A 24,612-nucleotide genomic window follows, 5' to 3' on the forward strand; every position below is an offset into this window, starting at 1 on the left:
CCCGATTACAGCTTGCTGGTGGCGATCTGCGCCGCCAGCTTTGCGATCGAGGGTTCCATCAGGTCGGTCAGCGGCTTCGGATACAGGCCCAGGACCAGCACGCCCACCGCGAACACGCCCAGCACCAGCGCCTCACGGCGGTTGATGTCCTTCAGCTCGGCCACGTGCGCATTGGCCACTTCGCCGAAGAACACGCGCCGGTACAGCCACAGGGTATAGGCGGCGGTGATCACCAGAGTGGTCGCCGCGGCGAAGGCGAGCAGCGGGTGCGCCTGGAAGCTGGCCATGATCACCATGAACTCGCCGACGAAGCCGCTGGTGCCCGGCAGGCCGGCGTTGGCCATGAAGAACAGCATCGCGAACGCGGCGAACCACGGCATCACGTTGGCCACGCCGCCGTAGTCGGCGATGCGGCGGGTATGCATGCGGTCGTAGAGCACGCCGACGCAGGAGAACATCGCGCCGGACACGAAGCCGTGCGAGATCATCTGCACCATCGCGCCCTGCAGGCCGAGCCGCGCCGCGTCGGTGCTGCCGAAGCCAACCAGGGCGAAGGCGACGAAGGTGCCGAGGGTGACGAAGCCCATGTGCGCGATCGACGAATATGCGATCAGCTTCTTCATGTCGTCCTGCACCAGCGCGACCAGGCCGACGTAGATCACCGCGATCAGCGACAGCGCGATCACCAGCCAGGCCCATTCGTTGCTGGCGTCGGGCAGGATCGGCAGGTTGAAGCGCAGGAAGCCGTAGCCGCCGATCTTCAACGCGATCGCGGCCAGGATCACCGAACCGGCGGTCGGCGCCTCGACGTGTGCGTCCGGCAGCCAGGTGTGCACCGGGAACATCGGCACCTTGACCGCGAACGCGATCAGGAACGCGAAGAACAGCCAGGTCTGCTCCCTGGAGGTCAGCGACAGCTGGTACAGGTCGGCGAGCTGGAAGCTGCCGCCCTTCAGGTACAGGTAGATCAACCCGACCAGCATCAGCACCGAGCCGAGGAAGGTGTACAGGAAGAACTTGACCGCGGCGTAGATGCGGCGCGGGCCGCCCCAGATGCCGATGATCAGGAACATCGGGATCAGCATCGCCTCGAAGAACACGTAGAACAGCATCGCGTCGGTGGCGGCGAAGATGCCGACGGTGACGCCTTCCAGGATCAGGAACGCGGCCACGTACTGGTTGACCCGCTTTTCGATCGAGGTCCAGGCGCCGATCAGCGCCAGCACCGTGACCAGCGTGGTCAGCACGATCAGCGCGATCGCGATGCCATCGACGCCGAGGTTGTAGCCGATGTCGTAGGCAGGGATCCACGCATGGGTCTCGACGAACTGCAGCGCGTCGCTGGCGTAGTCGAAACCGGTGAGCAGCGGCAGGCTCAGCGCGAAGGTCAGCAACGCGACCAGCAGCGACGCCCAGCGCGCCGCCTTGGCGTCGCGCAACGCGAGGATCAGCGCGCCGCCGAGGATCGGCAGCCAGATCAGGAGAGTCAGTAGGGGCCAGTTCGACACGTGTTCTTATTCCGTACAGGTCAACGCCAGAAATGCATCAGCACGCCCAACAGGGCAATGAGGCCGATGATCATCGCGAAGGCGTAGTGATAGAGAAAACCGGATTGCGTGCGACGCAGCAGATTGGCCGCCAGGTCGATCACGCGCGCGGTGCCGTTGACCATGACGCCGTCCACGACATGCGTATCCACCGCACGCGAGACCTTGCCGAGGCCGAGACCGGCGCCGGCGAAGCCGTTGATCCAGAGCTTGTCGAAACCGTACTTGTTCTCAAGGATCCACACCGGCAGCGAGAACGTCTTGCGCGCCTTCGCCGCCAGTTCCGGCTTCCACAGGTACAGGATCCAGGCCAGGGCGAAGCCGGCCAGCGTCAGGAAGAACGGCGGCTGGGTCAGGCCGTGCAGCGCGAACCCGACCGGGCCGTGGAATTCCTCGGCCAGCGCGCCGACCGTATCGCGCGCCGGGGTGTAGAAATCGACGATGCCGCTGAAGAAGCCCAGCGCCTGGCCCTTGATCGCCGCCGCGGTGTGGTGCCCGGCCCAGTCGGTACCGAACAGCATCGGGCCGATGGTGAAGAAGCCGATGGCGATCGACGGGATCGCCAGCAGCACCAGCGGCACCGTCACCACCCACGGCGACTCGTGCGGCTCGTGCGCGCCGTGGCCATGGCCGTGGTCGTGGTCGTCGTGGTCGTCGTGCGCGTGCTCGTCATGCGCATGCGTGGCGTGGGCGTCGGCATGCGCGCTGTCGTGGTGCGCGTGCGCCGGGTGCGCGTCGCGGAAGCGTTCCTTGCCGTGGAAGGTCAGGAACAGCAGGCGGAAGCTGTAGAAGCTGGTGATCAGCACGCCGCCGAGCACCGCCCAGTAGCCGTAGGTCGCGATCCAGCTGTGCGAGGCGTGCGCATGGTGCGCGGCCGCCTCGATGATCGTGTCCTTGGAGTAGAAGCCGGCGAAGAACGGCGTGCCGACCAGGGCCAGGGTGCCGATCACGCTGGTCCAGTAGGTGACCGGCATGTACTTGCGCAGGCCGCCCATCTTGCGCATGTCCTGCTCGTGGTGCATGCCGATGATCACCGAGCCGGCGGCCAGGAACAGTAGCGCCTTGAAGAAGGCGTGGGTCATCAGGTGGAACAGCGCCGCCGAGTACGCCGACACGCCCAGCGCCACGGTCATGTAGCCCAGCTGCGACAGCGTCGAATAGGCGACCACGCGCTTGATGTCGTTCTGCACGATGCCGATCAGGCCGGTGAAGAACGCGGTGGTGGCGCCGATGAACAGCACGAAGTCCAGCGCGGTCTGCGACAGCTCGAACAGCGGCGACATGCGCGCCACCATGAAGATGCCGGCGGTGACCATGGTCGCGGCGTGGATCAGCGCCGAGATCGGGGTCGGGCCTTCCATCGAGTCGGGCAGCCACACGTGCAGCGGCACCTGCGCCGACTTGCCCATCGCGCCGATGAACAGGCAGATGCAGATGATCGTCGCCACGTTCCACGGGTGGCCCTGGAACAGCTGCACCTGGGCCAGGCCGCCGGCCGCCTCGCTGCCGAGCACCGCGGTGGCGTTGGCGAACACGGTGGCGTAGTCGAGCGTGCCGAACCACAGCAGCACGCCGGCGATGCCGAGGATGAAGCCGAAATCGCCGACACGGTTGACCAGGAACGCCTTCATGTTGGCGAACACCGCGCTCGGGCGCTTGAACCAGAACCCGATCAGCAGGTACGACACCAGGCCCACCGCTTCCCAGCCGAAGAACAGCTGCAGGAAGTTGTTGCTCATCACCAGGCTCAGCATCGAGAAGGTGAACAGCGAGATGTAGCTGAAGAAACGCTGGTAGCCCGGATCCTCGGCCATGTAGCCGATGGTGTAGACGTGCACCAGCAGCGACACGAAGGTCACCACCACCATCATCATCGCGGTCAGGCGGTCGACCATGAAGCCGACGTGGGCCGCGTAGTGGCCGACCTCGAAGAAGGTATAGATGTTCTGGTTGAACGGCGCCGCGCCCTGCCCGACCAGCTGGTACAGGGTCCAGCACGACAGCGCGCAGCTCACCGCCACGCCGAGGATGGTGACGCACTGGGCGCCCTTGCGGCCGACCTGGCGACCGAACAGGCCGGCGACGATGCTGCCGAACAGCGGCGCAAGCACCACCGCGATCAGCAGACTCTTGGAGAGAGTGATTTCCATCTACGGGTCAGCCCTTCAGCGAATCGACTTCGGCCACGTTGATCGTGTGGCGGGTACGGAACAGCGTGACCAGGATGGCGAGACCGATGGCGGCCTCGGCCGCGGCCACGGTCAGGATGAAGAACACGAACAGCTGACCGGCGGGGTCGCCGAGCTGGCGCGAGAACGCCACGAAGTTGATGTTGACCGACAGCAGCATCAGCTCGATCGACATCAGCAGCACGATGACGTTCTTGCGGTTGAGGAAGATGCCGGCCAGGCTGATGCAGAACAGCACCGCGCCGAGCGCCAGCAGGTGACCCAGGGTGATCATGGCTGGCCCTCCTGCGGTGCCGGGGCCGGGGTGTGCAGCGTGGGCTGCTCGGCGTCCATCTTGACGATGCGCAGCCGGTCGCCGGCCTTGACCCGCGCCTGCTCGCCGGGATTCTGGGTCTTGATGCCGGTGCGCTTGCGCAGGGTCAGCATCACCGCCGCCACCACCGCCACGGTCAGGATGATCGCGGCGAACTCGAACGGCAGCAGGAACTGGGTGAACAGGGTCTTGGCCAGCCAGGTGATGTTGGAGGTGTCGGCGGCCTGCGCGGCGGCGTTGTCGGCCGGGAACGGGGCGGCGGTGCGCGCCTTGACCCCGACCAGGGTGACCATCTGCACCAGCATCGCCACCGCCACCACCAGCCCGACCGGCAGGTAGCGCACCCAGCCCTGGCGCAGCCGCGCGGTATCGATGTCGAGCATCATCACCACGAACAGGAACAGCACCATCACCGCGCCGACGTAGACCAGCGCCAGGGTCACGCCGAGGAACTCGGCGCCCACCAGCAGCCACACGCAGGCGATCGAGAAGAAGGTCAGGATCAGGCACAGCACCGCATACACGGAGTTGCGCACGCTGATCACCGCGCCGGCGGAGACCGCGGCGACGGTGGCGAAGATCCAGAAAGCGATATTTACCCAATCCATTTCAGGACCTCAGCGGAAGGCGGCGTCGGCGGCGCGGCGCTCGGCGATCTCGGCTTCGAGCCGGTCTCCGATCGCCAGCAGCTGCGGCTTGGTGACGATGTTCTCGCCGCGGTTCTCGAAGTGATACTCGAGCACGTGGGTTTCCACGATCGAGTCCACCGGACAGCTTTCCTCGCAGAAACCGCAGTAGATGCACTTGAACAGGTCGATGTCGTAGCGCGTGGTGCGGCGGGTGCCGTCCTCGCGCTTGGCCGAATCGATGGTGATCGCCAGTGCCGGGCATACCGCCTCGCACAGCTTGCAGGCGATGCAGCGTTCCTCGCCGTTGGGATAGCGGCGCAGCGCGTGCAGGCCGCGGAAGCGCACCGACTGCGGGAACTTCTCCATCGGGTACAGCACGGTGTACTTGGGACGGAACGCGTACTTCAGGGTCAGCCACAGGCCGCCGAGCAGCTCGAGCAACAGCAGGCTCTTGAAATAATGGGTGACTTTATTCATCGCTTACACGCCCTTGTGGATCACGCCGTAGAACACCATCAATGCCGTCACCGCGATCCACACGATCGTCAGCGGGATGAACACCTTCCAGCCCAGGCGCATGATCTGGTCGTAGCGGTAGCGCGGGAAGCTGGCGCGGAACCAGATGTAGGCGCTGGCGAAGAACAACACCTTCAGCAGCAGCCACGGCCAGCCGCCGGTCCAGATCCAGTCGACCCACGGCGAGATGTCCGCCGTGACCCAGCCCTGGATCGGGCTCAGCCAGCCGCCCAGGAAGAAGATCGAGACCAGGAAGCTGACCAGGATCATGTTGGCGTATTCGGCCAGGAAGAACAGCGCGAACGCGCCGCCCGAATACTCGACCATGTGCCCGGCGACGATTTCCGACTCGCCCTCGACCACGTCGAACGGCGCGCGGTTGGTCTCGGCCACGCCGGACACCCAGTACACGATGAACAGCGGGAACAGCGGCACCAGGAACCAGTCGAAGAAGCCGGAGTTGCCGGCCTGCGCGGCCACGATCGTGCTCAGGTTGAGGCTGCCGGCGGCGATCATGACCCCGATCAGGGCGAAGCCCATCGCGATCTCGTAGCTGACCACCTGCGCGGCCGAGCGCATCGCGCCCAGGAACGCGTACTTGGAGTTGGAGGCCCAGCCGGCCAGGATGATGCCGTACACGCCCAGCGAGGTCATCGCCAGCAGGTACAGCAGGCCGGCGTTGGCGTTGGACAGCACCAGCCTGGCGTCGAACGGCACCACCGCCCAGGCCGCGAACGCCGGCGCCAGGGTGATCAGCGGCGCGATCACGAACATCGCCTTGTGCGAACTGCTGGGCTGGATGATCTCCTTGAACAGCAGCTTGAACACGTCGGCGAAGGCCTGGAAGATGCCCATGCCCACGTACATCGGCCCGTGGCGGATGTGCATCCAGCCGATCAGCTTGCGCTCCCAGACCACGTAGAACGCCACCGCGACGATCACCGGCACCGCGATCAGCAGGATCTTCAGCACGATCCACAGGACCACGCCGACCGCGCCCAGGCCGACGAACCACTGGTGCAGCGGATCGACCACGTTCAACAGCATCTCGTTCATGCAGCCACCACCGTTACCCGGCCGGCACCGATCGGCGCCGTCGCTCCATGGCCGGACTCGATCCAGGCCACCCCCGCCGCGACGCGCGGATCCAGCACCACCGGCAGCGTCGCGTTGCCGACGGCATTGCCGACCTTGACCACCTGCCCGGCGGCCACGCCCAGTTGCGCGGCGTGCGCGGGATGCAGGCGGATCGCCGGCGCGTCGTTGAGCGGATGCGCCTGCAGTGCTGGCGCACGGCGCACCACCGCATCGGTGCGGTAGATCGCCGGCGTCGCCGCCACTTCGATGCCCTCGCCCGCGGCCGCGCGCTGCGCCGAACCGTGCAGGCTCACGCTGCGCGGCTGCACGCCGGCACGCAGGCCGGCCAGGTCGGTGAAGTCGAAGCCGGCCAACTGCAGCTCGCCGCCGAGCGCACGCAGCACCCGCCAGCCTTCGCGGGCCTGGTCGGGCAGCTTGCCGGCGGCGCGCGCCAGCTGCTCGACGCCGTCCAGATTGGTCAGCGTCGCGTCGATCTCGGGCAGCGCGCCGATCGGCAGGATCACATCGGCGACGTCGCGGGTGGAGGCGCAGGCAAACTGGCTGAACGCCACCACCTTGGCCGCGCCCAGCGCGGCGCGCGCGGCGCCGGCGTCGGCGAAGTCCAGGCCCGGCTCGATGCCGTACAGCAGGTAGGCGCTGCGCGGCTCGGCGAACATGCCGGCCACATCGCGCGCGCGCGGCAGCACGCCCAGCCTGGCCAGGCCGACCGCATTGGCGCCCTGCGGCACGCGGCACAGCGCCGCACCGGTGGCGGCGGCGAAATCGCGCGCGGCGGCGCGCAGCGCGGCGGCCTGCGGATGGGTCTCGACCAGCGCGCCGACGATCAGCACCGCACGCCCGGCGGCGCCCTGCACGGCCTCGCGCAGCGCCGCATCGGCGAGCGCGGCGGCGAAGCCGGACGGCGCCACGATCTGCTTGCCGGCCTGGTCGAAGGCGAAATCGAAATCGACCGGATTGATCGAATACACCCGCGCCTGGCGCTGCATCCGCGCCTTGCGGATGCGCGCGTGCAGCAGCGGCAGCTCGTGGCGCAGGTTGCTGCCCAGCAGCACGATCACGTCGGCCTGTTCGATCTGCGCCAGCGGCACCGCGAACGGCTCGGCCACGGCGGCATCGGAGAAATCGCGATTGCCGATGCGGTGGTCCAGGTTGCCGCTGCCCAGGCCATCGGCCAGGCGCGCCAGCAAGGCGCCTTCCTCGTTGGAGGTGGCCGGGTGCGCGAGCACGCCCAGCGCATCGCCGCGGTTGTCGCCGAGGATCTGCGCGGCGGCGGCCAGGCCATCGGCCCAGGACACTTCCTGCCACTGGCCATCGATCTTGCGCAGCGGCCGCGTGGCGCGGTCGGCGGCGTACAGGCCCTGGTGCGAATAGCGGTCGCGGTCGGACAGCCAGCACTCGTTGACCGCCTCGTTGTCGCGCGGCACGGTGCGCAGCACTTCGCCGCGGCGCACGTGCAGGAACAGGTTCGAGCCCATCGCGTCGTGGTAGCCGAGCGATTCGCGCGCGGTCAGCTCCCACGGACGCGCGCGGAACTGGAACACCTTGTTGGTCAGCGCGCCGACCGGGCACACGTCGATGACGTTGCCCGACAGCTCGGTGGTCAGCGGCTTGCCGTCGTAGGTGCCGATCTGCAGGTTCTCGCCGCGGTACATGCCGCCCAGCTCATAGGTGCCGGCGATGTCCGCGGTGAAGCGCACGCAGCGCGTGCACTGGATGCAGCGGGTCATCTCGGTGGCGACCAGCGGACCGATGTCCTCGTCCGCCACCACGCGCTTGCGCTCGTTGAAGCGGCTGACCGAACGGCCGTAGCCCAGCGACACGTCCTGCAGCTCGCACTCGCCGCCCTGATCGCAGATCGGGCAATCCAGCGGGTGGTTGATCAGCAGGAATTCCATCACGCTGCGCTGGTACTTCAGCGCCTTCTCGCTGCGCGTGGCGACCTTCATGCCGTCCATCACCGGCGTCGCGCACGCAGGCGACGGCTTTGGCGACTTCTCCACGTCGACCAGGCACATGCGGCAGTTGGCCGCGATCGGCAGCTTTTCGTGGTAGCAGAAGCGCGGGATCGGAATCCCGGCCTTGTCGGCGGCCTGGATGATCATCGAGCCCTTCGGCACGACCAGGGACTGGCCGTCGATCTCGACGGTGACGTGTCCCTCCGGCACCACGGCCGGGGTCGCGCCAGGATTGTTGGGTTGCGCGCTCATGCGGCGGCTGCCTCCACCTTCTTGCCGTCAACCATCGAATGACCGTTGACGATGTAGTACTCGAATTCGTCCCAGAACTGGCGCAGGAAGCCCTGGATGGGCCATGCCGCCGCTTCACCGAACGCGCAGATGGTGTGGCCTTCGATCTGGCCGGCCACCGTCTTCAACTGTTGCAGGTCCTGCATCGTGGCCTTGCCGGCGACGATGCGCTCGAGCACGCGGTGCATCCAGCCGGTGCCCTCGCGGCACGGGGTGCACTGGCCGCAGGACTCCTTGTGGAAGAACTGCGAGATGCGGCAGGCGAACTTGACGCAGCACACGCTGTCGTCGAGCACCACGATGGCGCCCGAGCCCAGGCCGGTGCCCAGCGCGCGCAGGGTGTCGTAGTCCATCTGCAGGCCCTTGAGCTGCTCGGCCTTGAGCACCGGCATCGACACGCCGCCCGGGATCGCCCCTTTCAGCGTGCGGCCCGGCTTCAACCCGCCGGCCATGTCCAGCAGCTCGTCGAAGGTGGTGCCCAGCGGCACCTCGAAGTTGCCGCCCTTCTGCACGCAGCCGGAGACCGAGAAGATCTTCGGCCCGCCGTTCTTGGTCCTGCTCAGGCCCAGGAACCATTCCGGGCCGTTGCGGATGATCGCCGGCACCGAAGCGTAGGTCTCGGTGTTGTTGATCGTCGACGGCTTGCCGTACAGGCCGAAATTGGCCGGAAACGGCGGCTTGTAGCGCGGCTGGCCCTTCTTGCCTTCCAGCGATTCCATCAACGCGGTCTCTTCGCCGCAGATGTAGGCGCCGGCGCCCAGCGCGCCGTAGATGTCGATGTCCACGCCGCTGCCGAGCACGTTCTTGCCCAGCCAGCCGTTGGAATAGGCGTCCGCCAGGGCCTGTTCGAAGTGCTCGAACGGCTCGTGGTGGAACTCGCCGCGCAGGTAGTTGTAGCCCACCGTGCTGCCGGTGGCGTAGCAGGCGATGGCCATGCCCTCCACCACCGAATGCGGGTTGTAGCGCAGGATGTCGCGGTCCTTGCAGGTGCCCGGCTCGGACTCGTCCGAGTTGCACAGGATGTATTTCTGCGGCGCGCCCTTGGGCATGAACGACCACTTCAGGCCGGTCGGGAAGCCGGCGCCGCCGCGGCCGCGCAGGTTCGACTGCTTGACCATCTCGACCACCTGCTCCGGCGCGATCTTCTCTTCGAGGATCTTGCGCAGCGCGGCGTAGCCACCGCTCTTCAGGTAGCTCTCGTACGACCACGGGGTGTCGTAGTGCAGCGTGGTCAGTACCACCTGGTGCGGCTGCGGGGCCGGACCGACCGGGCCGGTGGGAGCGTGGGGATGCTGTGCCATTGCCGTTACTCCAACCCGTCCAGCAGCGCGTCGACCTTGTCCTTGGTCAACTGCTCGTGATAATGGCCGTTGATCACCATCATCGGCGCGCCGGCGCAGCCGGCCAGGCATTCTTCTTCGCGCTTGAGGTAGACGCGGCCGTCGGCGGTGGACTGGCCCAGCTTGCAGCCGAGCCTCTTTTCCGCATGTGCGACCAGGTCTTCGGCGCCGTTGAGCCAGCAGCTGATGTTGGTGCAGAAGGCGACGTTGTTGCGGCCGACCTTCTCGGTCTCGAACATCGAGTAGAAGCTGGCGACCTCGTAGGCCCACACCGGCGGCAGCTCCAGGTACTTGGCCACGCCGGCGATCAGCTCGTCGGTCAGCCAGCCCTGGTTCTGCTCCTGCGCGGCATGCAGGCCCTGCAGCACCGCCGACCGCTTGCGGTCCGGCGGGAACTTGGCCAGCCAGTGATCGATGTGCGCGCGCGTCTTCTCGCTCAGCACCAGCATCGGATCGACGTCGCGCGCCGCTTCGAAATTACCTGTCGCCTTCATCGGTCGACCTCACCAAACACCAGATCATAGGTACCAATCATCGCCACCACGTCGGCCAGCATGTGCCCGCGCACGATCGCGTCCATCGAGGACAGATGGGCGAAGCCGGGCGCGCGCAGATGCACGCGGAACGGCTTGTTGGCGCCGTCGGAGGCCAGGTAGCAGCCGAACTCGCCCTTCGGCGCCTCGACCGCGCAATAGGTCTCGCCGGCCGGCACGCAATAGCCTTCGCTGAACAGCTTGAAGTGATGGATCAGCGCTTCCATGTCGTCCTTCATCTCCGCGCGCTTGGGCGGGGCGACCTTGAAGTTCTCGACCATCACCGGGCCAGGATTGGCCCGCAGCCACTTCACGCACTGCTGGATGATGCGGTTGGATTCGCGCATCTCGGCCACGCGCACCAGGTAGCGGTCGTAGCAGTCGCCGTTGGTGCCGACCGGGATGTCGAAATCCACCGCGTCGTACTTGGCGTAGGGCTGCTTCTTGCGCAGGTCCCATTCGATGCCCGAGCCGCGCAGCATCGCGCCGGTCATGCTCCAGGCATAGGCCTGCTCCGGCGTGATCACGCCGATGCCGACGGTGCGCTGCTTCCAGATGCGGTTGTCGGTGAGCAGGGTCTCGTACTCGTCGACCCGGCCCGGGAAGCTGCTGGTGAAGTCTTCCAGGAAGTCGAGCATCGAGCCTTCGCGCGCAGCGTTGAGCCGCTTCAGCGCGGCGCCCTTGTGCCAGCGCGATTCCTGGTACTTGGGCATGCGGTCCGGCAGATCGCGGTAGACGCCGCCGGGCCGGTAGTAGGTCGCGTGCATGCGCGCGCCGGAAACCGCCTCGTAGCAGTCCATCAGCTCTTCGCGCTCGCGAAACGCGTACAGCATCACCGCCATCGCGCCCAGGTCCAGGCCGTTGGAGCCGACCCACATCAGGTGGTTCAGGATGCGGGTGATCTCGTCGAACATGGTGCGGATGTACTGCGCGCGCTCCGGCGCCTCGATCCCCATCAGGGTCTCGATCGCGCGCACGTAGGCGTGCTCGTTGCACATCATCGACACGTAGTCGAGACGGTCCATGTAGCCGATCGAATGGTTGAACGGCTTGGACTCGGCCAGCTTCTCGGTGCCGCGGTGCAGCAGGCCGATATGCGGATCGGCGCGGACCACGGTTTCGCCGTCCATTTCCAGGATCAGGCGCAGCACGCCATGCGCGGCCGGATGCTGCGGGCCGAAGTTCATGGTGTAGTTGCGGATCTCCTGCCTGGCTTCGGCAGGATTGCTGGCGAAGGCGGCGTGCGCCTGCTGATACTCGCTCACTTGGCGGGCTCCTTGCGTGCTTCGCCCGCGGCGGTCTGGTAGCGCGCATCGTCGCGGATCACGCGCGGCACGCCGACGCGCGGCTCGACCGAGGTCACCGGCTCGTAGATCACGCGCTGCCTGGCTTCGTCGTAGCGCACTTCGACGTTGCCGATCAGCGGGAAGTCCTTGCGGAACGGATGGCCGACGAAGCCGTAGTCGGTGAGGATGCGGCGCAGGTCCGGGTGGCCGGCGAAGACCACGCCGAACAGGTCGAACGCCTCGCGCTCGAACCAGTTCGCGCCCGCCCAGATGTCGGTGACCGAGGCCACCACCGGCAGGTCTTCGTTCGGCGCGTAGCAACGCACGCGCAGGCGCTGGTTGTGGCGGTAGGAGATCAGCTGCGCGAGCACCGCGTAGCGCTGCTGCGGCACCGGCAGCGGCTGGATCTCGCCAGCGGCCTCGCCGCTGGGGAATTCGCCCCAGCCGAAACGGCCCATGCCCTTGCCTTCGACGCCGCGACTGAAGCCCTGCGACGACACATCGGCGGTATCCCACTCGTCGCTGCCGTAGCCCAGGTAGTCCACCCCGCACAGGTCGGACAATTGCTCGAAACCGAACTCGTCGCGCAGCGCCAGACAGGTCGCGTGCCAGGCGTCGGCCGGCACTTCCAGGGTGACTTCGCCACGCGGGAGGACCACGAACATCTGACTGCCGGGAAAACGGGCGCCGAGTCGGTCGCTAAAGGAAGATGCTTGCTCTGCCATGGGGGCTTGGCGTGCTTTTAAGAAGTAAGAGGGATCAGCGCGCGATGGTCTGGGTTCGCCAGATCTTCTTCTGCAGCTGCAAGATGCCGTAGACCAGCGCTTCGGCGGTCGGCGGGCAGCCCGGGACGTAGATGTCCACCGGCACGATGCGGTCGCAGCCGCGCACCACCGAGTACGAGTAATGGTAGTAGCCGCCGCCGTTGGCGCAGCTGCCCATCGAGATCACCCACTTCGGGTCGGGCATCTGGTCGTAGACCTTGCGCAGCGCCGGGGCCATCTTGTTGACCAGGGTGCCGGCAACGATCATCACGTCGGACTGGCGCGGCGACGGGCGGAACACCACGCCGTAGCGGTCCAGGTCCAGGCGCGCGGCGCCAGCGTGCATCATCTCCACCGCGCAGCAGGCCAGGCCGAAGGTCATCGGCCACATCGAGCCGGTGCGCGCCCAGTTCAGCAGCGCATCGACACTGGTGGTCACGTAGCCCTTCTCGAGCAACGGGTTCTCGCCTTCGGGACGCAGGATGTCGTCGACCCGCCCTTCCGGGATCGGGTTGGTCATCAGCCGATCCAGGGTCTGAATCACTCCCATTCGAGCGCTCCCTTCTTCCACACGTAGATAAAACCGAGGAACAGCATGCCGACGAACAGGCCCATGGTGACCAGGGAGCGGGCGCCCAGGTCCATGAACACTTGCGTCCACGGCACGATGAAGACGATTTCCAGATCGAAGACGATGAACTGGATCGCGATCAGGTAGTAGCGCACGTCGAACTTCATGCGCGCGTCTTCGAAGGCCTCGAAGCCGCACTCGTAGGGCGAGAGCTTCTTCGCGTCGGGACGCCGGGGACCGAGGAACCGCCCCACCAGCATCAGCGCGACGCCGATTGCGGTGGCCACGATCAGAAACAGCAGGGTCGGCAAATATTCGGCCAGCACTCGCAATTCTCTCTTGCCTGTGCCCGCGCGCGTGCCGCGCAGGCATGGGATAGACGATCTTCCGGCAAGGACATGACGTTCCTGCCTGGAAACCGTAGCCAAACCAATGGTGCCCAAGAGGGGACTCGAACCCCTACGACCTAAGTCGCTACCACCTCAAGGTAGTGCGTCTACCAATTCCGCCACCTGGGCTTGCGTATCGCGCGCGGCATCCCGCCGCGCACCATATTGTAACCGTCTTCAGTCTTTCTGCGATGGGGTAGGCGACTTTTGTTGTGCATTTTCCGGCGCCTGCTGCGCGGGCGGCGCAACGGCGGGTGCGGCGGCCGGCGCGCTCGACGCCGGCGCCTGCGGGATCTGCAGCTCGCCGGCCGGTGCGGCCGGCGCCGGGGCCGCGGCCTGCGACATCACGCCGAGGTTGGCGTCGGCCGCCGGGCGCGCGCTATGCCCGGCGTACCAGGCCATGAACAGACTGATGCCGAAGAACACCACCGCCAGCCACTTGGTCGACTTGGACAGGAAGTTGGACGCGCCGCGCGATCCGAACACGGTGCCGGACGCGCCCGCGCCGAACCCCGAACCCGCCGCCGCGCCGGAACCGCGCTGCATCAGGATCAGCGCGATCATCGCGATCGCCACCAGCACGTAGACCACATTGAGGATGACCATCAGCATTTCGAAATTCGTCCAGACAGTACGACTTGAAGTAGCGAGCGGCCGCCAGTGCGGCGACCGTTCGGTTAACGGGCGGCCATCGCGCGCGCGATGGCCAGGAAGTCCTCGGCGACCAGCGAAGCGCCGCCGACCAGCCCGCCATCGACATCCGCCTGCGCGAACAGTTCGACGGCGTTGTCGGGCTTGACGCTGCCCCCATACAGAAGCGGCAGCGCATCTGCAATTCTAGCATCGTGGGCGGCGACTTCGCCACGGATGAAGGCGTGCACCGCCTGCGCCTGGGCCGGACTGGCGGTACGTCCTGTGCCGATCGCCCAGACCGGCTCGTAGGCGGCCACGGCCTTGGCGAAGCCCTGCGCGCCGACCAGCGCCAGCACCGGCGCCAGCTGCGCGGCGATGACCGATTCAGTCTGTCCGGCCTCGCGCTGCTGCAGGGTCTCGCCCACGCACAGGATCGGGATCAGCCCGGCATGCAGCGCCGCGGCGAACTTGCGCGCGACCAGCTCGCTGCTCTCGGCATGGTACTGGCGCCGCTCCGAATGCCCGACCAGGCCGTACTGGGCGCCGACATCGACCAGCATCGCCGCCGACACCTCGCCGGTGTAGGCGCCCTTCTCGTTGCTGCTCACGTCCTGCGCGCCGAAGCGCAGCGCATGGCCCTCGAAATCCTCGATCAGGTCGCCCAGGTACGGCAGCGGCGGCAGGATCACCACCTCCACGCCGTCGGGCAGGCCCGCGGCCACCTCCTGCACCAGCGCGGTGGCGAACTGGCGGTTGCCGTGCAGCTTCCAGTTTCCGGCTACGATCTTGCGTCGCATCGGCGCGTTCTCCGGCGAAAAGTGCCTAAAGGATAGCCGATGCGCGGTGAGGACCCGGCACCGCCGCCCCGCCTTGCCCCGCCTTGCCCCGCCCCGCCCCGCCCCGCCCCGCCCCGCCTTGCCTTGCCTTGCCGCCCCTGCCCCTGCCCTGCCCCGCGCACTGCCGCCCCTGCGAGACCGCCATGCCCCAAATTTCCGGCCATGCCCTGATCACCGGCGCCTCCAGCGGCATCGGCCGCGAGATCGCCCGCGAATACGCCCGCCGCGGCGTGCCGCTGATCCTCAGCGCGCGGCGCGAGGCGCTACTGCAGGCACTGGCCGAGGAACTGCGCGCGCAGGTGCCGGTGCAGATCGTGGTCGCCGACCTGGCCGACCCGGCCGCGCCGGCCGCGCTGGTGGCCGAACTGGAACGGCGCGGCCTGGCGGTGCGGATCCTGGTCAACAACGCCGGCTACGGCGTGCCGGGGCGTTTTCCCGACCGCGACTGGGCCACGCATGCCGCGTTCCTGCAGGTGATGATCGGCGCGGTCTGCGAACTGAGCTGGCGCCTGCTGCCGGCGCTGCGCGCCAGCGGCCACGGCCGCATCCTCAACGTCGCCTCGTTCGCCGCGCTGGTGCCCGGCGCCGACGGGCAGACCCTGTACGCGGCGGCGAAGAGCTTCATGCTGCGCTTCAGCGAATCGCTGGCGCTGGAGAACGCCGACCGCGGCGTGAACGTCTGCGCGCTGTGCCCGGGTTTCACCTGGTCCGAATTCCACGACGTAACCGGCACCCGCGCGCAGATGGACAAGCTGCCGCGCTGGGCCTGGCTGCAGACCGCCGCAGTGGCCCGCGCCGGCATCGACGGCGCCGAGCGCGGCCATGTGCGGGTGGTCCCGGGCGCGTTCTACCGCGCGCTGTTGGCCCTGGTCGCGTTGCTGCCGAACGCGCTGCTGCTGAGCGTGATGCGGCGCGGCTCGCAGCGGATCAGGCCGTTGGATTGAAGCCGGGAATGGGGCATCGGGAATCGGGAATGGAGAGCGCGCAGGGTTCCGAAGACCTGAAACAAGGCCGGCCACGGAAACCCGCTTTTACGATTCCCGATTCCCGATTCCCAGCCTCAAATCAACTTTATCTCGCGCAACCGCTCCTCCAGATACCCTTGCGCGGTGATCGGCTCGGGATAGCGGCTGGGGTGGTCGGCGCTGACGCACGAGGGCAGCACGTCGATGACGAAATCCGGATTCGGGTGCAGGAAGAACGGCACCGAGTAGCGCGGCTGCCGCGCCTGCTCGCCCGGCGGGTTGACCACGCGGTGCGTGGTCGAGGGATACACGTGGTTGGTCAGCCGCTGCAGCATGTCGCCGATGTTGACCACGATGGTGTCGGCGTCGGACGTGAACGGCACCCACTCGCCCTGCTTCGATTTCACTTCCAGGCCGGCGGCGCTGGCGCCGACCAGCAGGGTGATCAGGTTGATGTCCTCGTGCGCGCCGGCGCGCACGTTGGGGCGTTGCTCGTCTGAAGCGGCGTCGGCGGCGATCGGCGGATAGTGGATCGGGCGCAGGATCGAATTGCCCGCATCGGTCTTGTCGGCGAAGTAGTGCTCGGGCAGGCCGATATGCAGCGCCAGCGCCGCCAGCACGCGCGCGCCGAGATGGTCCAGCGCCTGGTACAGGCCGTAGCCGTGCTCGCGAAAGCCCGCCACTTCGCTCGGCCACAGGTTCGGCGGCATCACCCCGCGGTACTTGGAATCGTCGGCGATCTCGCGGCCGATATGCCAGAACTCCTTCAGGTCGAAGTGCTTGGAGTCCTTGGCGGTCTCCACGCCGAACGCGGTATAGCCGCGCGCGCCGCCGCTGCCCGGCACGTGGTATTTGCGCTTGACCTCCTCGGGCAGCGCGAAGAACGCCTTGAACACGCCGTAGGCCGCGTCGATCTGCGCCTGCGCGATGCCGTGGTTGCGGATGCCGGCGAAACCCCACTCGCGGTAGGCCGCGCCCAGTTCGGCGATGAAGGCGTCGCGGTCGCCCGCACTGACGGGATTGCTGAAGCGGGTGATGTCCAGGGTCGGGATGCGCGCAGTCATGGCGGGAACCGTAGTGGTGAAGGGAGAAAAACCGCGATCAGATCAGCAGGCGGTACAGCAGGTAGAAGGTGGCCGCCTTGGCGAGGACCACCACGATGCCGATGGCGAGCGACTCACGCCGCGTCACGGACCGCCTCGGCGAGTTTTTCCAACGTGTCCTGCATCAGCGCGGCGTCGTCGGCCTCGACCGTGACCCGCAGCACCGGCTCGGTGCCGGACGGACGCAGGAACGCGCGCCCGCGGCCCTGCACCGCCGCCTGCGCCGCGGCCAGGGCGGCCTGCACGCTGGCCGCCTCGGCCGGGCGCGCGCCTTGCTGCAGACGCACGTTGACGGTCTGCTGCGGCACCTTGCGCAGGCCCTGCAGCGCCTGGCGCAGGCTCTGCCGCGAGCGCTTGAGCACCTCCAGCACCTGCAGCGCGCTGACGATGGCGTCGCCGGTGGTGGCGCGGTCCAGGCACAGCATGTGCCCGGAGGTCTCGCCGCCGAGCACGCCGCCGTGCTCGACCAGCGCCTGGTGCACGTAGCGGTCGCCGACCTTGACCCGCAGGAACGGCAACTGCAGCGCGGCCAGGGCCTGTTCCAGTCCGTAGTTGGTCATCAGCGTGCCGACCACCGGCCCGCGCAGGCGGCCACTGGCCTGCCAGCCGCAGGCCAGCACGTACAGCAGGTCGTCGCCGTCGACCGGGTTGCCCTGGTCGTCGGCCATCAGCACGCGGTCGCCGTCGCCGTCGAAGGCGATGCCCAGCTGCGCGCCATGGCGGCGCACGTTGCTGGCGAGGTTGTCGATATGCATCGAGCCGACCCCGGCGTTGATGTTGAGCCCGTCCGGCGCGGCGCCGATCGCGATCACCTCGGCGCCCAGTTCGCGGAACAGCAGCGGCGCGATGTGGTAGGTCGCGCCGTGCGCGCAGTCCAGCACCACTTTCAGCCCGCGCAGGTCGAAGCCGCGCGGCACGCTGGCCTTGCAGAACTCGATGTAGCGGCCGATCGCATCGCGCGCGCGCATCGCCTTGCCCAGGCGCTCGGAGTCCACCGTGGCGAACGGCGCGTCGAGCGCCGCTTCGATCGCGCTCTCGGTGGCGTCGTCGAGCTTCTCGCCTTCGGCGGAGAAGAACTTGATGCCGTTGTCGTAGTGCGGATTGTGCGAGGCGCTGATCACGATGCCGGCGTCGGCGCCGAGCGTGCGGGTCAGGAACGCCACCGCCGGGGTCGGCATCGGCCCGAGCAGCTGCACGTCGGCCCCGGCGGCGACCAGCCCGGCCTCCAGCGCCGATTCGAACATGTAGCCGGAGATGCGCGTGTCCTTGCCGATCACCACCGTCGGCCGCGCAGTGCCGGCGGCGCCGGCGCCGAGCACGCGGCCCAGCGCATTGCCCAGGCGCATCACGAAATCGGCAGAAATGGCGCCCTGCCCGACCCGGCCGCGGATGCCGTCGGTGCCGAAGTATTTGCGCGTGCTCATACGGCTGGGAATCGGGAATCGGGAATGGGGAATGGGGCAAAGCCGGAGACGTCCAGGGATCGCGCGCGAGGCGTGCTTGCCGCGCAATGCATCACGCGCACGGGACCACGATTCCCGATTCCCATTTCCCGATTCCCGGCCTTCATGCCACCACCTCGGTCTTCGCCGGGGCCGGCTGGCGCATCATCATCGCCAGCAGTTCGGACAGGCGGTCGCGCAGTTCGCGGCGGTCGCAGATCTGGTCGATGGCGCCGTGCTCGAGCAGGAACTCCGAACGCTGGAAGCCTTCCGGCAGGGTCTCGCGCACGGTCTGCTCGATCACCCGCGGACCGGCGAAGCCGATCAGCGCGTGCGGCTCGGCGATGTTGATGTCGCCGAGCATGGCGAAGCTGGCCGAGACGCCGCCGGTGGTCGGATGGGTCAGCACCGACACGTACGCCAGGCCGGCCTCGCGCAGGCGCCCGAGCGCGGCCGAGGTCTTGGCCATCTGCATCAGCGAGAACAGGCCTTCCTGCATGCGCGCGCCGCCGCTGGCGGAGAAGCACACGAACGGCGCGCCGATCTGCAGCGCGGTCTCCGCGGCCAGCGCGAAGCGCTCGCCGACCACCGAGCCCATCGAGCCGCCCATGAAGGCGAAATCGAATGCCGCGGCGACCAGCGGCTGCGCCTTGAGCAGGCCCTGCATCGCGATCAGCGCGTCGTACTCGCCGGTGCTCTTCTGCGAGATCTTGATGCGTTCGCTGTATTTCTTCTGGTCCTTGAACTTCAGCGCGTCGGTCGGCCCCAGGCGCGCGCCGATCTCGGTCGGCGTGGTATCCGGATCGAACAGCGCCGCCAGCCGCGCGCGCGCGCGGATCGCCATGTGGTGGCCGCACTTCGGGCACACCTCCAGGTTCTCCTCCAGCTCCGGCCGGTACAGCACGGCGCTGCAGTTGGGACATTTCTCCCACAGGCCTTCGGGAACGCTGCGCTTCTTGCTGGGCGTGCTATCGGTGCGGATGCCGGAGGGCATCAATTTGCTGAGCCAACTCATGCGGAATGACGATCCAGTCGCGCGGCCCACCAGGCCGCCAAGGGGCGACAGTCTAGCGCGCCGCCGGAAATCGCGCCGCAATGCGGCCGAACCGGCCGCAGCGCCAAGCGCATCGCCGCACTGCAGCAATGTGCCGGGGTTCAATCGCCGACGGATACGGGCCCTCAGGCCTGGTCCAGCGCCTGCCGCAGCGGCGCCAGGAAGGCCAGCGCGCGCGCGCGCACCGCCTGCACGGTCGCGGCCTCGGCCAGCGCCGCGACCAGCGCGCTGCCGACCACCACCCCGTCGGCATCCACCGCCATGGCCTTGGCGCTGGCGGCGTCCTTGATCCCGAAGCCCGCCACCACCGGCACGGTCGAACGCGCGCGCAGCTGGCGCAGGCGGTCGCCGGCGGCGCGGGTGTCGAGGTGGTCGGCACCGGTGACGCCAGCGAAGCTGACGTAGTACAGGTAGCCGCGCGCCGCATCGCACAACACGCCGATGCGGGCGTCGCTGGTGGTCGGCGAGGCCAGCACGATCAGGTCCAGGCCGGCCGCAGCGAAGATCGCCAGGGTTTCGGCCGACTCTTCCGGCGGCAGGTCGACCAGCAGCACGCCGTCCACGCCGGCCGCCACCGCCTCCTCGGCGAAGCGCGCGGTGCCGTGGATCTCGACCGGATTGAGGTAGCCCATCAGCACCACCGGCGTGGCCGCGTCGTCGCGGCGGAACGCGCTGACCGTCTCCAGCACGTAGGCCAGGCCGGCGCCGCGCGCCAGCGCACGCTCGGAGCTGCGCTGGATGGTGGGACCGTCGGCCATCGGGTCGGAGAACGGCACGCCGAGCTCGATCACGTCGGCGCCGGCCTCGACCAGCGCATGCATTGCCGGCACCGTCGCCTGCAGCGACGGATCGCCGGCGGTGACGAACGGGATCAGCGCCTTGCGCCCGGCCTGGCGCAGCGCGTCGAAACGTGCGGCGATGCGGTTCGCGGCGCGGCTCATGCGCAGCCCTCCGCCAGTTGCACGGCGTCCCAGCTTCCCCAGTACATCGCTGTCACGTTGCCTTCTCCGGTTTCGTAGCGGACCGCGAGCCCGTGTTGCGGGTCGCGCCAAGTCAGATAAAGATCTTTGCCGTCGCCACCACGTTCGCTCACAGCACCATCCCTTCGCGCGCGGCGATGGTGTGCACGTCCTTGTCGCCGCGGCCGGACAGGTTGCACAGCACCAGCGCGTCCCTGGGCAGCTCGCGCGCCAGCTTGATCGACTGCGCCACCGCATGGCTGGATTCCAGCGCGGCGAGGATGCCCTCGGCATGCGCCAGCAGGTGGAACGCGGCCAGCGCTTCGTCGTCGGTGATGCCCTGGTAGACCGCGCGGCCGCTGTCGGACAGGAACGCGTGCTCGGGGCCGACGCCCGGGTAGTCCAGGCCGGCGGACACCGAATGGGTCTCGATGATCTGGCCATCGTCGTCGCAGATCACGTAGGTGCGGTTGCCGTGCAGCACGCCAGGGCGGCCGGCGGCGATGGAGGCGGCGTGGCGGCCCGTGGCGATGCCGTCGCCGGCGGCTTCGGCGCCGTAGATCTTCACCCCCGGATCGTTGAGGAAGGCGTGGAACAGGCCGATGGCGTTGCTGCCGCCGCCGACGCAGGCGCTGATCGCGTCCGGCAGGCGGCCGTAGTCCTCGAGCATCTGCGCGCGCGCCTCGCGGCCGACGATGGCGTTGAAGTCGCGCACCATGCGCGGATACGGATCCGGGCCGGCGACGGTGCCGATGATGTAGAAGGTGTCGCGCACGTTGGTCACCCAGTCGCGCATCGCCTCGTTCAGCGCGTCCTTGAGCGTGGCCGAGCCGGAGCTCACCGGCACCACCCTGGCGCCCAGCAGCTGCATCCGGTAGACGTTGATCTTCTGCCGTTCGATGTCGGTGGCGCCCATGTACACCACGCATTCCAGGCCCAGCCGCGCGGCCACGGTGGCGCTGGCCACGCCGTGCTGGCCGGCGCCGGTCTCGGCGATGATGCGGGTCTTGCCCATGCGGCTGGCCAGCAGCGCCTGGCCGATGGTGTTGTTGATCTTGTGCGCGCCGGTGTGGTTCAGGTCCTCGCGCTTGAGCAGGATCTGCGCGCCGCCGACTTCGCGGCTGAGCCGCTCGGCGTGGTAGATCGGGCTGGGCCGGCCGACGTAGTGCTTCAGGTCCTTGTCGTACTCGGCGATGAAGGCCGGGTCCTGGCGCGCGGCGTCGTAGGCCGCGGCCAGCTCCTGCAGCGGCCCGATCAGGGTCTCGGCGACGAAGCGGCCGCCGTAGCGGCCGAAGTGGCCGTTGGCGTCGGGATAGGCGTGGAAGTCGCTGATGGGGACGGAGGACATGGCGATCACGGCAAGTAGGACAGGCCTGCACTTTAGCGCACGCGTCGCCCGACAAAAACCGATAAAGTCTGCGCATATCCGTCAGGAAATCTCACATGTCCAGCCTGCGCCGCCTGCCCTCGCTGAACGCCTTGCGCGCGTTCGAGGCCGCCGCGCGGCTGCGCAGCGTCGGCGGTGCGGCGGCCGAACTGCACGTCACCCACGGCGCGGTCAGCCGCCAGATCCGGCTGCTGGAAGAGGAACTGGGGCTGGCGCTGCTGCAGCGCGAGGGCCGCGGCATCCGCCCGACCGCGGCCGGCGAACGGCTGCGCGAGGCGGCCGGCGGCGCCTTCGCCCAGTTGCAGGACGCGGTGGCGGAACTGCGCCGCCCGGCGCGCGCCAGCGCCCTGGTGCTGGGCTGCCCGGGCAGCATCCTGGCGCGCTGGATGATTCCGCGGCTGCAGGCGCTGCAGCGCGACCTGCCCGAACTGACCCTGCACCTGTCCGCGCACGAGGGCGAGTTCGGCGCCGACCTGGACGGCCTGGACGCCGCGCTGCTGCTCGGCCAGGCGCCGTGGCCGGACGGCTGGCAGGTGCACGTGCTGGCGCCGGAGCGGATCGGCCCGGTGCTCAGCCCGGCCCTGCCGCAGGCACAGGCGCTGGTGGCCGGCCCGCCCTCGGCGCTGCTGCAACAGCCGCTGCTGCACACCGCCTCGCGCCCGCAGGCGTGGCCGGCCTGGGCGCAGGCGCATGGCGTGGACCCGGCCGCGCTGCGCTACGGCACCGGCTTCGAGCACCTGTACTACCTGCTCGAAGCCGCGCTGGCCGGCATCGGCGTGGCGATCGCGCCGCAACCGCTGGTCGCCGACGACCTGGCCAGCGGCCGCCTGCTGGCACCGTGGGGCTTCGCCGAGACCGGCGGGCAGTGGGCGCTGTGTGCGCCAAGCGGACGCGAAGATCAGCGCATCGTCGCGCTGGCGCAGTGGCTGCGCAGGCAATTGCGCTGAATCGACGCAGCCTGCATGTGGTGCCAACGCATCGCTGGCACAGCACCCACCTGCACCGCATCGACTTCGCCCGACGCACCCGAAACGCATATGCAATCGACGCCGCCGGGCGGCGATGCCATCCGCCCGCTTTAGTGATCAAGAACCATGCACATGCATTGAAGAAGAGGCGAAAACTTGCACATACCGCCGTACAGGACTTATGTGCTCACGCCAGCAAAGATCACGACGCAGCGAGCACGACGGCCGTGCTTCACTGCCTGCAGCGCGGCATAAGACGCCAACTACGGCACCGACAGACAGCCAGGCTATTCCGATACAGGACACTGCCATAGTTTGCGAACTGCTACGAACTGCTACGAACTGCCAAGAGAAAAACACTCCGATTCACGCACCGCTTGTCGGCGCCAAGATCGACTGCAATCTCCGCTCAGCAGTTGCTGGACAACTCGTGGCAGTCGGCGCGGCGCACTTCCTCGACGAACGTGCGCATCTTGTGCCCGTCCTTGATGCCGGGCTGGCTCTCGATGCCGCTGGACACGTCCACGCCCCAGGGCAGCGTCGCCACGATCGCGTCGAACACGTTGTCGGAGGTGATGCCGCCGGCGAGCAGGAACGGCCGGTGCAGGCCGGTGGGCAGGCGCGTCCAGTCGAAGGTCTTGCCGGAGCCGCCGCTCTCGCCCGGGGCGTGGCTGTCGAACAGGAAGCCGGCCGCGTTCGGGTACTGCAGCTGCAGCGTGCGCGCATTGATGTCGCCGCCGCCCATCGGCACCGCTTTCAGGTACGGCAGGTTGAAGCCGCGGCAGAAGCCGTCGTCCTCGTCGCCATGGAACTGCAGTAACGTCGGACGCACCGTGCGCAGCACTTCGCGCACCTCGTCCTTGGGGTTGTCGCGGAACAGCGCGACCACGTCGACCATCGGCGCGGCGGCCTGGCGCATCGCGCGGGCTTCGGCCGGCGCCACCCGCCGCGGGCTGCCGTGCGCGAACACGAATCCCACCGAATCCACCCCAAGTTCGCCCGCCAGGCGGATATCGCCGGCGCGGGTCATGCCGCAGAACTTGATGCGGGTGCGATACAGGGTGCGATTCATAGGGTGACCTCCGCCGGTAGCTTCCAGATGTCGGGGTAGAGGGGACCGACGAAGACCAATCCCTGCGGCGGCGCGGTCGGGCCGGCGACGCGACGGTCGCGCCCGGCGAGCAATTCGCCGATCCAGGGAATCGGCTTGTCGCCCGTTCCTACCATGATCAAGGCGCCTACGATATTGCGCACCATGTGATGAAGGAATGCATTGGCCTGGACCTGGACCTCGACGACCTCGCCGATCCGGGTCACCGCGATCGACTGCAGCTCGCGCCGCGCATGCAGCGCCTGGCACTGGATGCTGCGGAACGCGCTGAAGTCCTGCTCGCCCAGCAGCGCCTGCGCCGCAGCATGCATCGCCTCGGCCTGCAGCGGACGCCGCTCCCAGCTCAGCGTCTGCCGGTACAGCGCCGGGCGCACCTGGCGGTTGAGCAGGCGGTAGCGGTAGCGCCGCGCGCGCGCGGAGAAGCGCGCATGGAAGTCGTCCGCGGCCGGCACGCACCAGCGCACGCACACCGAGGCCGGCAGCCGCGCGGTGGCGCCGAGCATCCAGCCGCGCGGCGCGCGCGGCGCATCGCAATCGAAATGCACGACCTGGCATTCGCCGTGCACGCCGGCGTCGGTGCGCCCGGCGCAGACCACGTTCACCGGCGTATCGGCCACCGACGACAGCGCCGCCTGCAGCGCCGCCTGCACGCTCGGCCCGCCGGATTCGCCGAGCTGCTGCCAGCCCTGGAACTGGCTGCCGTCGTATTCCACGCCCAACGCGTAACGCATCG

General features: G+C 68.3%; 25 protein-coding genes and 1 tRNA gene. 2 read left to right on the forward strand and 24 right to left on the reverse strand.

The genetic code is table 11. From position 1 onward, the window contains the following. Window positions 1–5 precede the first annotated feature (5 nt). The 16 genes from FZ025_RS02520 to tpiA form a co-directional block, all read right to left on the reverse strand. Window positions 6–1,508, reverse strand: coding sequence for an NADH-quinone oxidoreductase subunit M (locus FZ025_RS02520; protein WP_046980160.1), 1,503 nt, complete (start codon window positions 1,506–1,508; stop codon window positions 6–8). Window positions 1,509–1,528: 20 nt separating this feature from the next. Then, on the reverse strand, window positions 1,529–3,697 hold the full coding sequence (gene nuoL, locus FZ025_RS02525; protein ID WP_046980159.1) for an NADH-quinone oxidoreductase subunit L: 2,169 nt from the start codon (window positions 3,695–3,697) through the stop codon (window positions 1,529–1,531). 7 nt (window positions 3,698–3,704) lie between these two features. After that, the gene (nuoK, locus tag FZ025_RS02530; RefSeq protein WP_046980158.1) at window positions 3,705–4,010 is read right to left on the reverse strand and encodes an NADH-quinone oxidoreductase subunit NuoK; all 306 of its coding nucleotides are present in this window, start codon (window positions 4,008–4,010) and stop codon (window positions 3,705–3,707) included. After that, window positions 4,007–4,657 (reverse strand): NADH-quinone oxidoreductase subunit J, encoded by a 651-nt coding sequence (locus FZ025_RS02535; protein WP_046980157.1) that lies wholly within the window; start codon window positions 4,655–4,657, stop codon window positions 4,007–4,009. Before FZ025_RS02535 ends, nuoK begins: the two co-directional genes overlap by 4 nt. Window positions 4,658–4,666: 9 nt before the next feature. Further along, a complete protein-coding gene (nuoI, locus tag FZ025_RS02540) occupies window positions 4,667–5,155 on the reverse strand; it encodes an NADH-quinone oxidoreductase subunit NuoI (protein WP_046980156.1) in 489 nt (162 codons plus the stop codon). A gap of 3 nt (window positions 5,156–5,158) precedes the next feature. Continuing rightward, window positions 5,159–6,250 carry an NADH-quinone oxidoreductase subunit NuoH gene (gene nuoH / locus FZ025_RS02545; RefSeq protein ID WP_046980155.1) on the reverse strand — a complete coding sequence of 364 codons (1,092 nt, stop codon included), beginning with the start codon at window positions 6,248–6,250 and terminating at the stop codon, window positions 5,159–5,161. Beyond that, window positions 6,247–8,499 (reverse strand): NADH-quinone oxidoreductase subunit NuoG, encoded by a 2,253-nt coding sequence (nuoG, locus tag FZ025_RS02550; protein WP_046980154.1) that lies wholly within the window; start codon window positions 8,497–8,499, stop codon window positions 6,247–6,249. The genes nuoH and nuoG overlap by 4 nt, the downstream gene beginning before the upstream one ends. Then, on the reverse strand, window positions 8,496–9,839 hold the full coding sequence (gene nuoF / locus FZ025_RS02555; RefSeq protein ID WP_046980153.1) for an NADH-quinone oxidoreductase subunit NuoF: 1,344 nt from the start codon (window positions 9,837–9,839) through the stop codon (window positions 8,496–8,498). The genes nuoG and nuoF overlap by 4 nt, the downstream gene beginning before the upstream one ends. Before the next feature lie 5 nt (window positions 9,840–9,844). Continuing rightward, window positions 9,845–10,372 carry an NADH-quinone oxidoreductase subunit NuoE gene (gene nuoE, locus FZ025_RS02560; RefSeq protein ID WP_046980152.1) on the reverse strand — a complete coding sequence of 176 codons (528 nt, stop codon included), beginning with the start codon at window positions 10,370–10,372 and terminating at the stop codon, window positions 9,845–9,847. After that, entirely contained in the window at window positions 10,369–11,676 is a 1,308-nt protein-coding gene (locus FZ025_RS02565; protein WP_046980151.1) for an NADH-quinone oxidoreductase subunit D, read from the reverse strand. Before FZ025_RS02565 ends, nuoE begins: the two co-directional genes overlap by 4 nt. Then, the gene (locus FZ025_RS02570) at window positions 11,673–12,422 is read right to left on the reverse strand and encodes an NADH-quinone oxidoreductase subunit C (protein ID WP_104558669.1); all 750 of its coding nucleotides are present in this window, start codon (window positions 12,420–12,422) and stop codon (window positions 11,673–11,675) included. The genes FZ025_RS02565 and FZ025_RS02570 overlap by 4 nt, the downstream gene beginning before the upstream one ends. A gap of 34 nt (window positions 12,423–12,456) precedes the next feature. Continuing rightward, window positions 12,457–13,011 (reverse strand): NuoB/complex I 20 kDa subunit family protein, encoded by a 555-nt coding sequence (locus FZ025_RS02575; protein WP_003467428.1) that lies wholly within the window; start codon window positions 13,009–13,011, stop codon window positions 12,457–12,459. Then, window positions 13,002–13,358 (reverse strand): NADH-quinone oxidoreductase subunit A, encoded by a 357-nt coding sequence (locus tag FZ025_RS02580; protein ID WP_046980149.1) that lies wholly within the window; start codon window positions 13,356–13,358, stop codon window positions 13,002–13,004. Before FZ025_RS02580 ends, FZ025_RS02575 begins: the two co-directional genes overlap by 10 nt. Window positions 13,359–13,465: 107 nt before the next feature. Then, window positions 13,466–13,550 (reverse strand) — tRNA-Leu (locus FZ025_RS02585). A 48-nt stretch (window positions 13,551–13,598) separates the two neighbouring features. Then, complete coding sequence (gene secG, locus FZ025_RS02590) at window positions 13,599–14,033, reverse strand: preprotein translocase subunit SecG (RefSeq protein WP_046980148.1); 435 nt, start codon at window positions 14,031–14,033, stop codon at window positions 13,599–13,601. A 65-nt stretch (window positions 14,034–14,098) separates the two neighbouring features. Then, a complete protein-coding gene (gene tpiA, locus FZ025_RS02595; RefSeq protein ID WP_104558670.1) occupies window positions 14,099–14,851 on the reverse strand; it encodes a triose-phosphate isomerase in 753 nt (250 codons plus the stop codon). A gap of 182 nt (window positions 14,852–15,033) precedes the next feature. Between tpiA and FZ025_RS02600 the strand changes: the two genes are divergently transcribed. Continuing rightward, window positions 15,034–15,834 carry an SDR family NAD(P)-dependent oxidoreductase gene (locus FZ025_RS02600; protein WP_104558671.1) on the forward strand — a complete coding sequence of 267 codons (801 nt, stop codon included), beginning with the start codon at window positions 15,034–15,036 and terminating at the stop codon, window positions 15,832–15,834. A 116-nt stretch (window positions 15,835–15,950) separates the two neighbouring features. On the opposite strand, the gene FZ025_RS02605 is transcribed toward FZ025_RS02600, so the two are convergent. From FZ025_RS02605 to trpB, 6 genes are all read right to left on the reverse strand, one after another. Continuing rightward, window positions 15,951–16,919: an isopenicillin N synthase family dioxygenase gene (locus tag FZ025_RS02605; protein WP_046981600.1), complete on the reverse strand. Its 969-nt coding sequence runs from the start codon at window positions 16,917–16,919 to the stop codon at window positions 15,951–15,953. Window positions 16,920–17,032: 113 nt separating this feature from the next. Further along, on the reverse strand, window positions 17,033–18,382 hold the full coding sequence (gene glmM, locus FZ025_RS02610) for a phosphoglucosamine mutase (RefSeq protein WP_046981601.1): 1,350 nt from the start codon (window positions 18,380–18,382) through the stop codon (window positions 17,033–17,035). Between the two features lie 142 nt (window positions 18,383–18,524). Beyond that, on the reverse strand, window positions 18,525–19,415 hold the full coding sequence (gene accD, locus FZ025_RS02615; RefSeq protein WP_046981602.1) for an acetyl-CoA carboxylase, carboxyltransferase subunit beta: 891 nt from the start codon (window positions 19,413–19,415) through the stop codon (window positions 18,525–18,527). Between the two features lie 164 nt (window positions 19,416–19,579). Then, window positions 19,580–20,395: a tryptophan synthase subunit alpha gene (gene trpA, locus FZ025_RS02620; RefSeq protein ID WP_046981603.1), complete on the reverse strand. Its 816-nt coding sequence runs from the start codon at window positions 20,393–20,395 to the stop codon at window positions 19,580–19,582. Next, complete coding sequence (locus tag FZ025_RS02625) at window positions 20,392–20,547, reverse strand: hypothetical protein (protein ID WP_158185517.1); 156 nt, start codon at window positions 20,545–20,547, stop codon at window positions 20,392–20,394. Before FZ025_RS02625 ends, trpA begins: the two co-directional genes overlap by 4 nt. Continuing rightward, window positions 20,544–21,761 (reverse strand): tryptophan synthase subunit beta, encoded by a 1,218-nt coding sequence (gene trpB / locus FZ025_RS02630; protein WP_046981604.1) that lies wholly within the window; start codon window positions 21,759–21,761, stop codon window positions 20,544–20,546. The genes FZ025_RS02625 and trpB overlap by 4 nt, the downstream gene beginning before the upstream one ends. A 95-nt stretch (window positions 21,762–21,856) precedes the next feature. Here trpB and FZ025_RS02635 point away from each other — a divergent pair, with 95 nt between their 5' ends. Further along, window positions 21,857–22,747 carry a LysR family transcriptional regulator gene (locus FZ025_RS02635; protein ID WP_046981605.1) on the forward strand — a complete coding sequence of 297 codons (891 nt, stop codon included), beginning with the start codon at window positions 21,857–21,859 and terminating at the stop codon, window positions 22,745–22,747. A 430-nt stretch (window positions 22,748–23,177) separates the two neighbouring features. Here the strand turns inward: FZ025_RS02635 and FZ025_RS02640 are convergent, their stop codons facing one another. Together FZ025_RS02640 and truA are read right to left on the reverse strand one after the other, a co-directional pair. Then, window positions 23,178–23,840, reverse strand: coding sequence for a phosphoribosylanthranilate isomerase (locus tag FZ025_RS02640; RefSeq protein ID WP_104558672.1), 663 nt, complete (start codon window positions 23,838–23,840; stop codon window positions 23,178–23,180). Next, window positions 23,837–24,610 carry a tRNA pseudouridine(38-40) synthase TruA gene (gene truA, locus FZ025_RS02645; RefSeq protein ID WP_046981607.1) on the reverse strand — a complete coding sequence of 258 codons (774 nt, stop codon included), beginning with the start codon at window positions 24,608–24,610 and terminating at the stop codon, window positions 23,837–23,839. The genes FZ025_RS02640 and truA overlap by 4 nt, the downstream gene beginning before the upstream one ends. Window positions 24,611–24,612 lie beyond the last annotated feature (2 nt).

The sequence above is a fragment of the Xanthomonas hyacinthi genome (assembly GCF_009769165.1).
Taxonomy (GTDB): Bacteria; Pseudomonadota; Gammaproteobacteria; order Xanthomonadales; family Xanthomonadaceae; genus Xanthomonas_A; species Xanthomonas_A hyacinthi.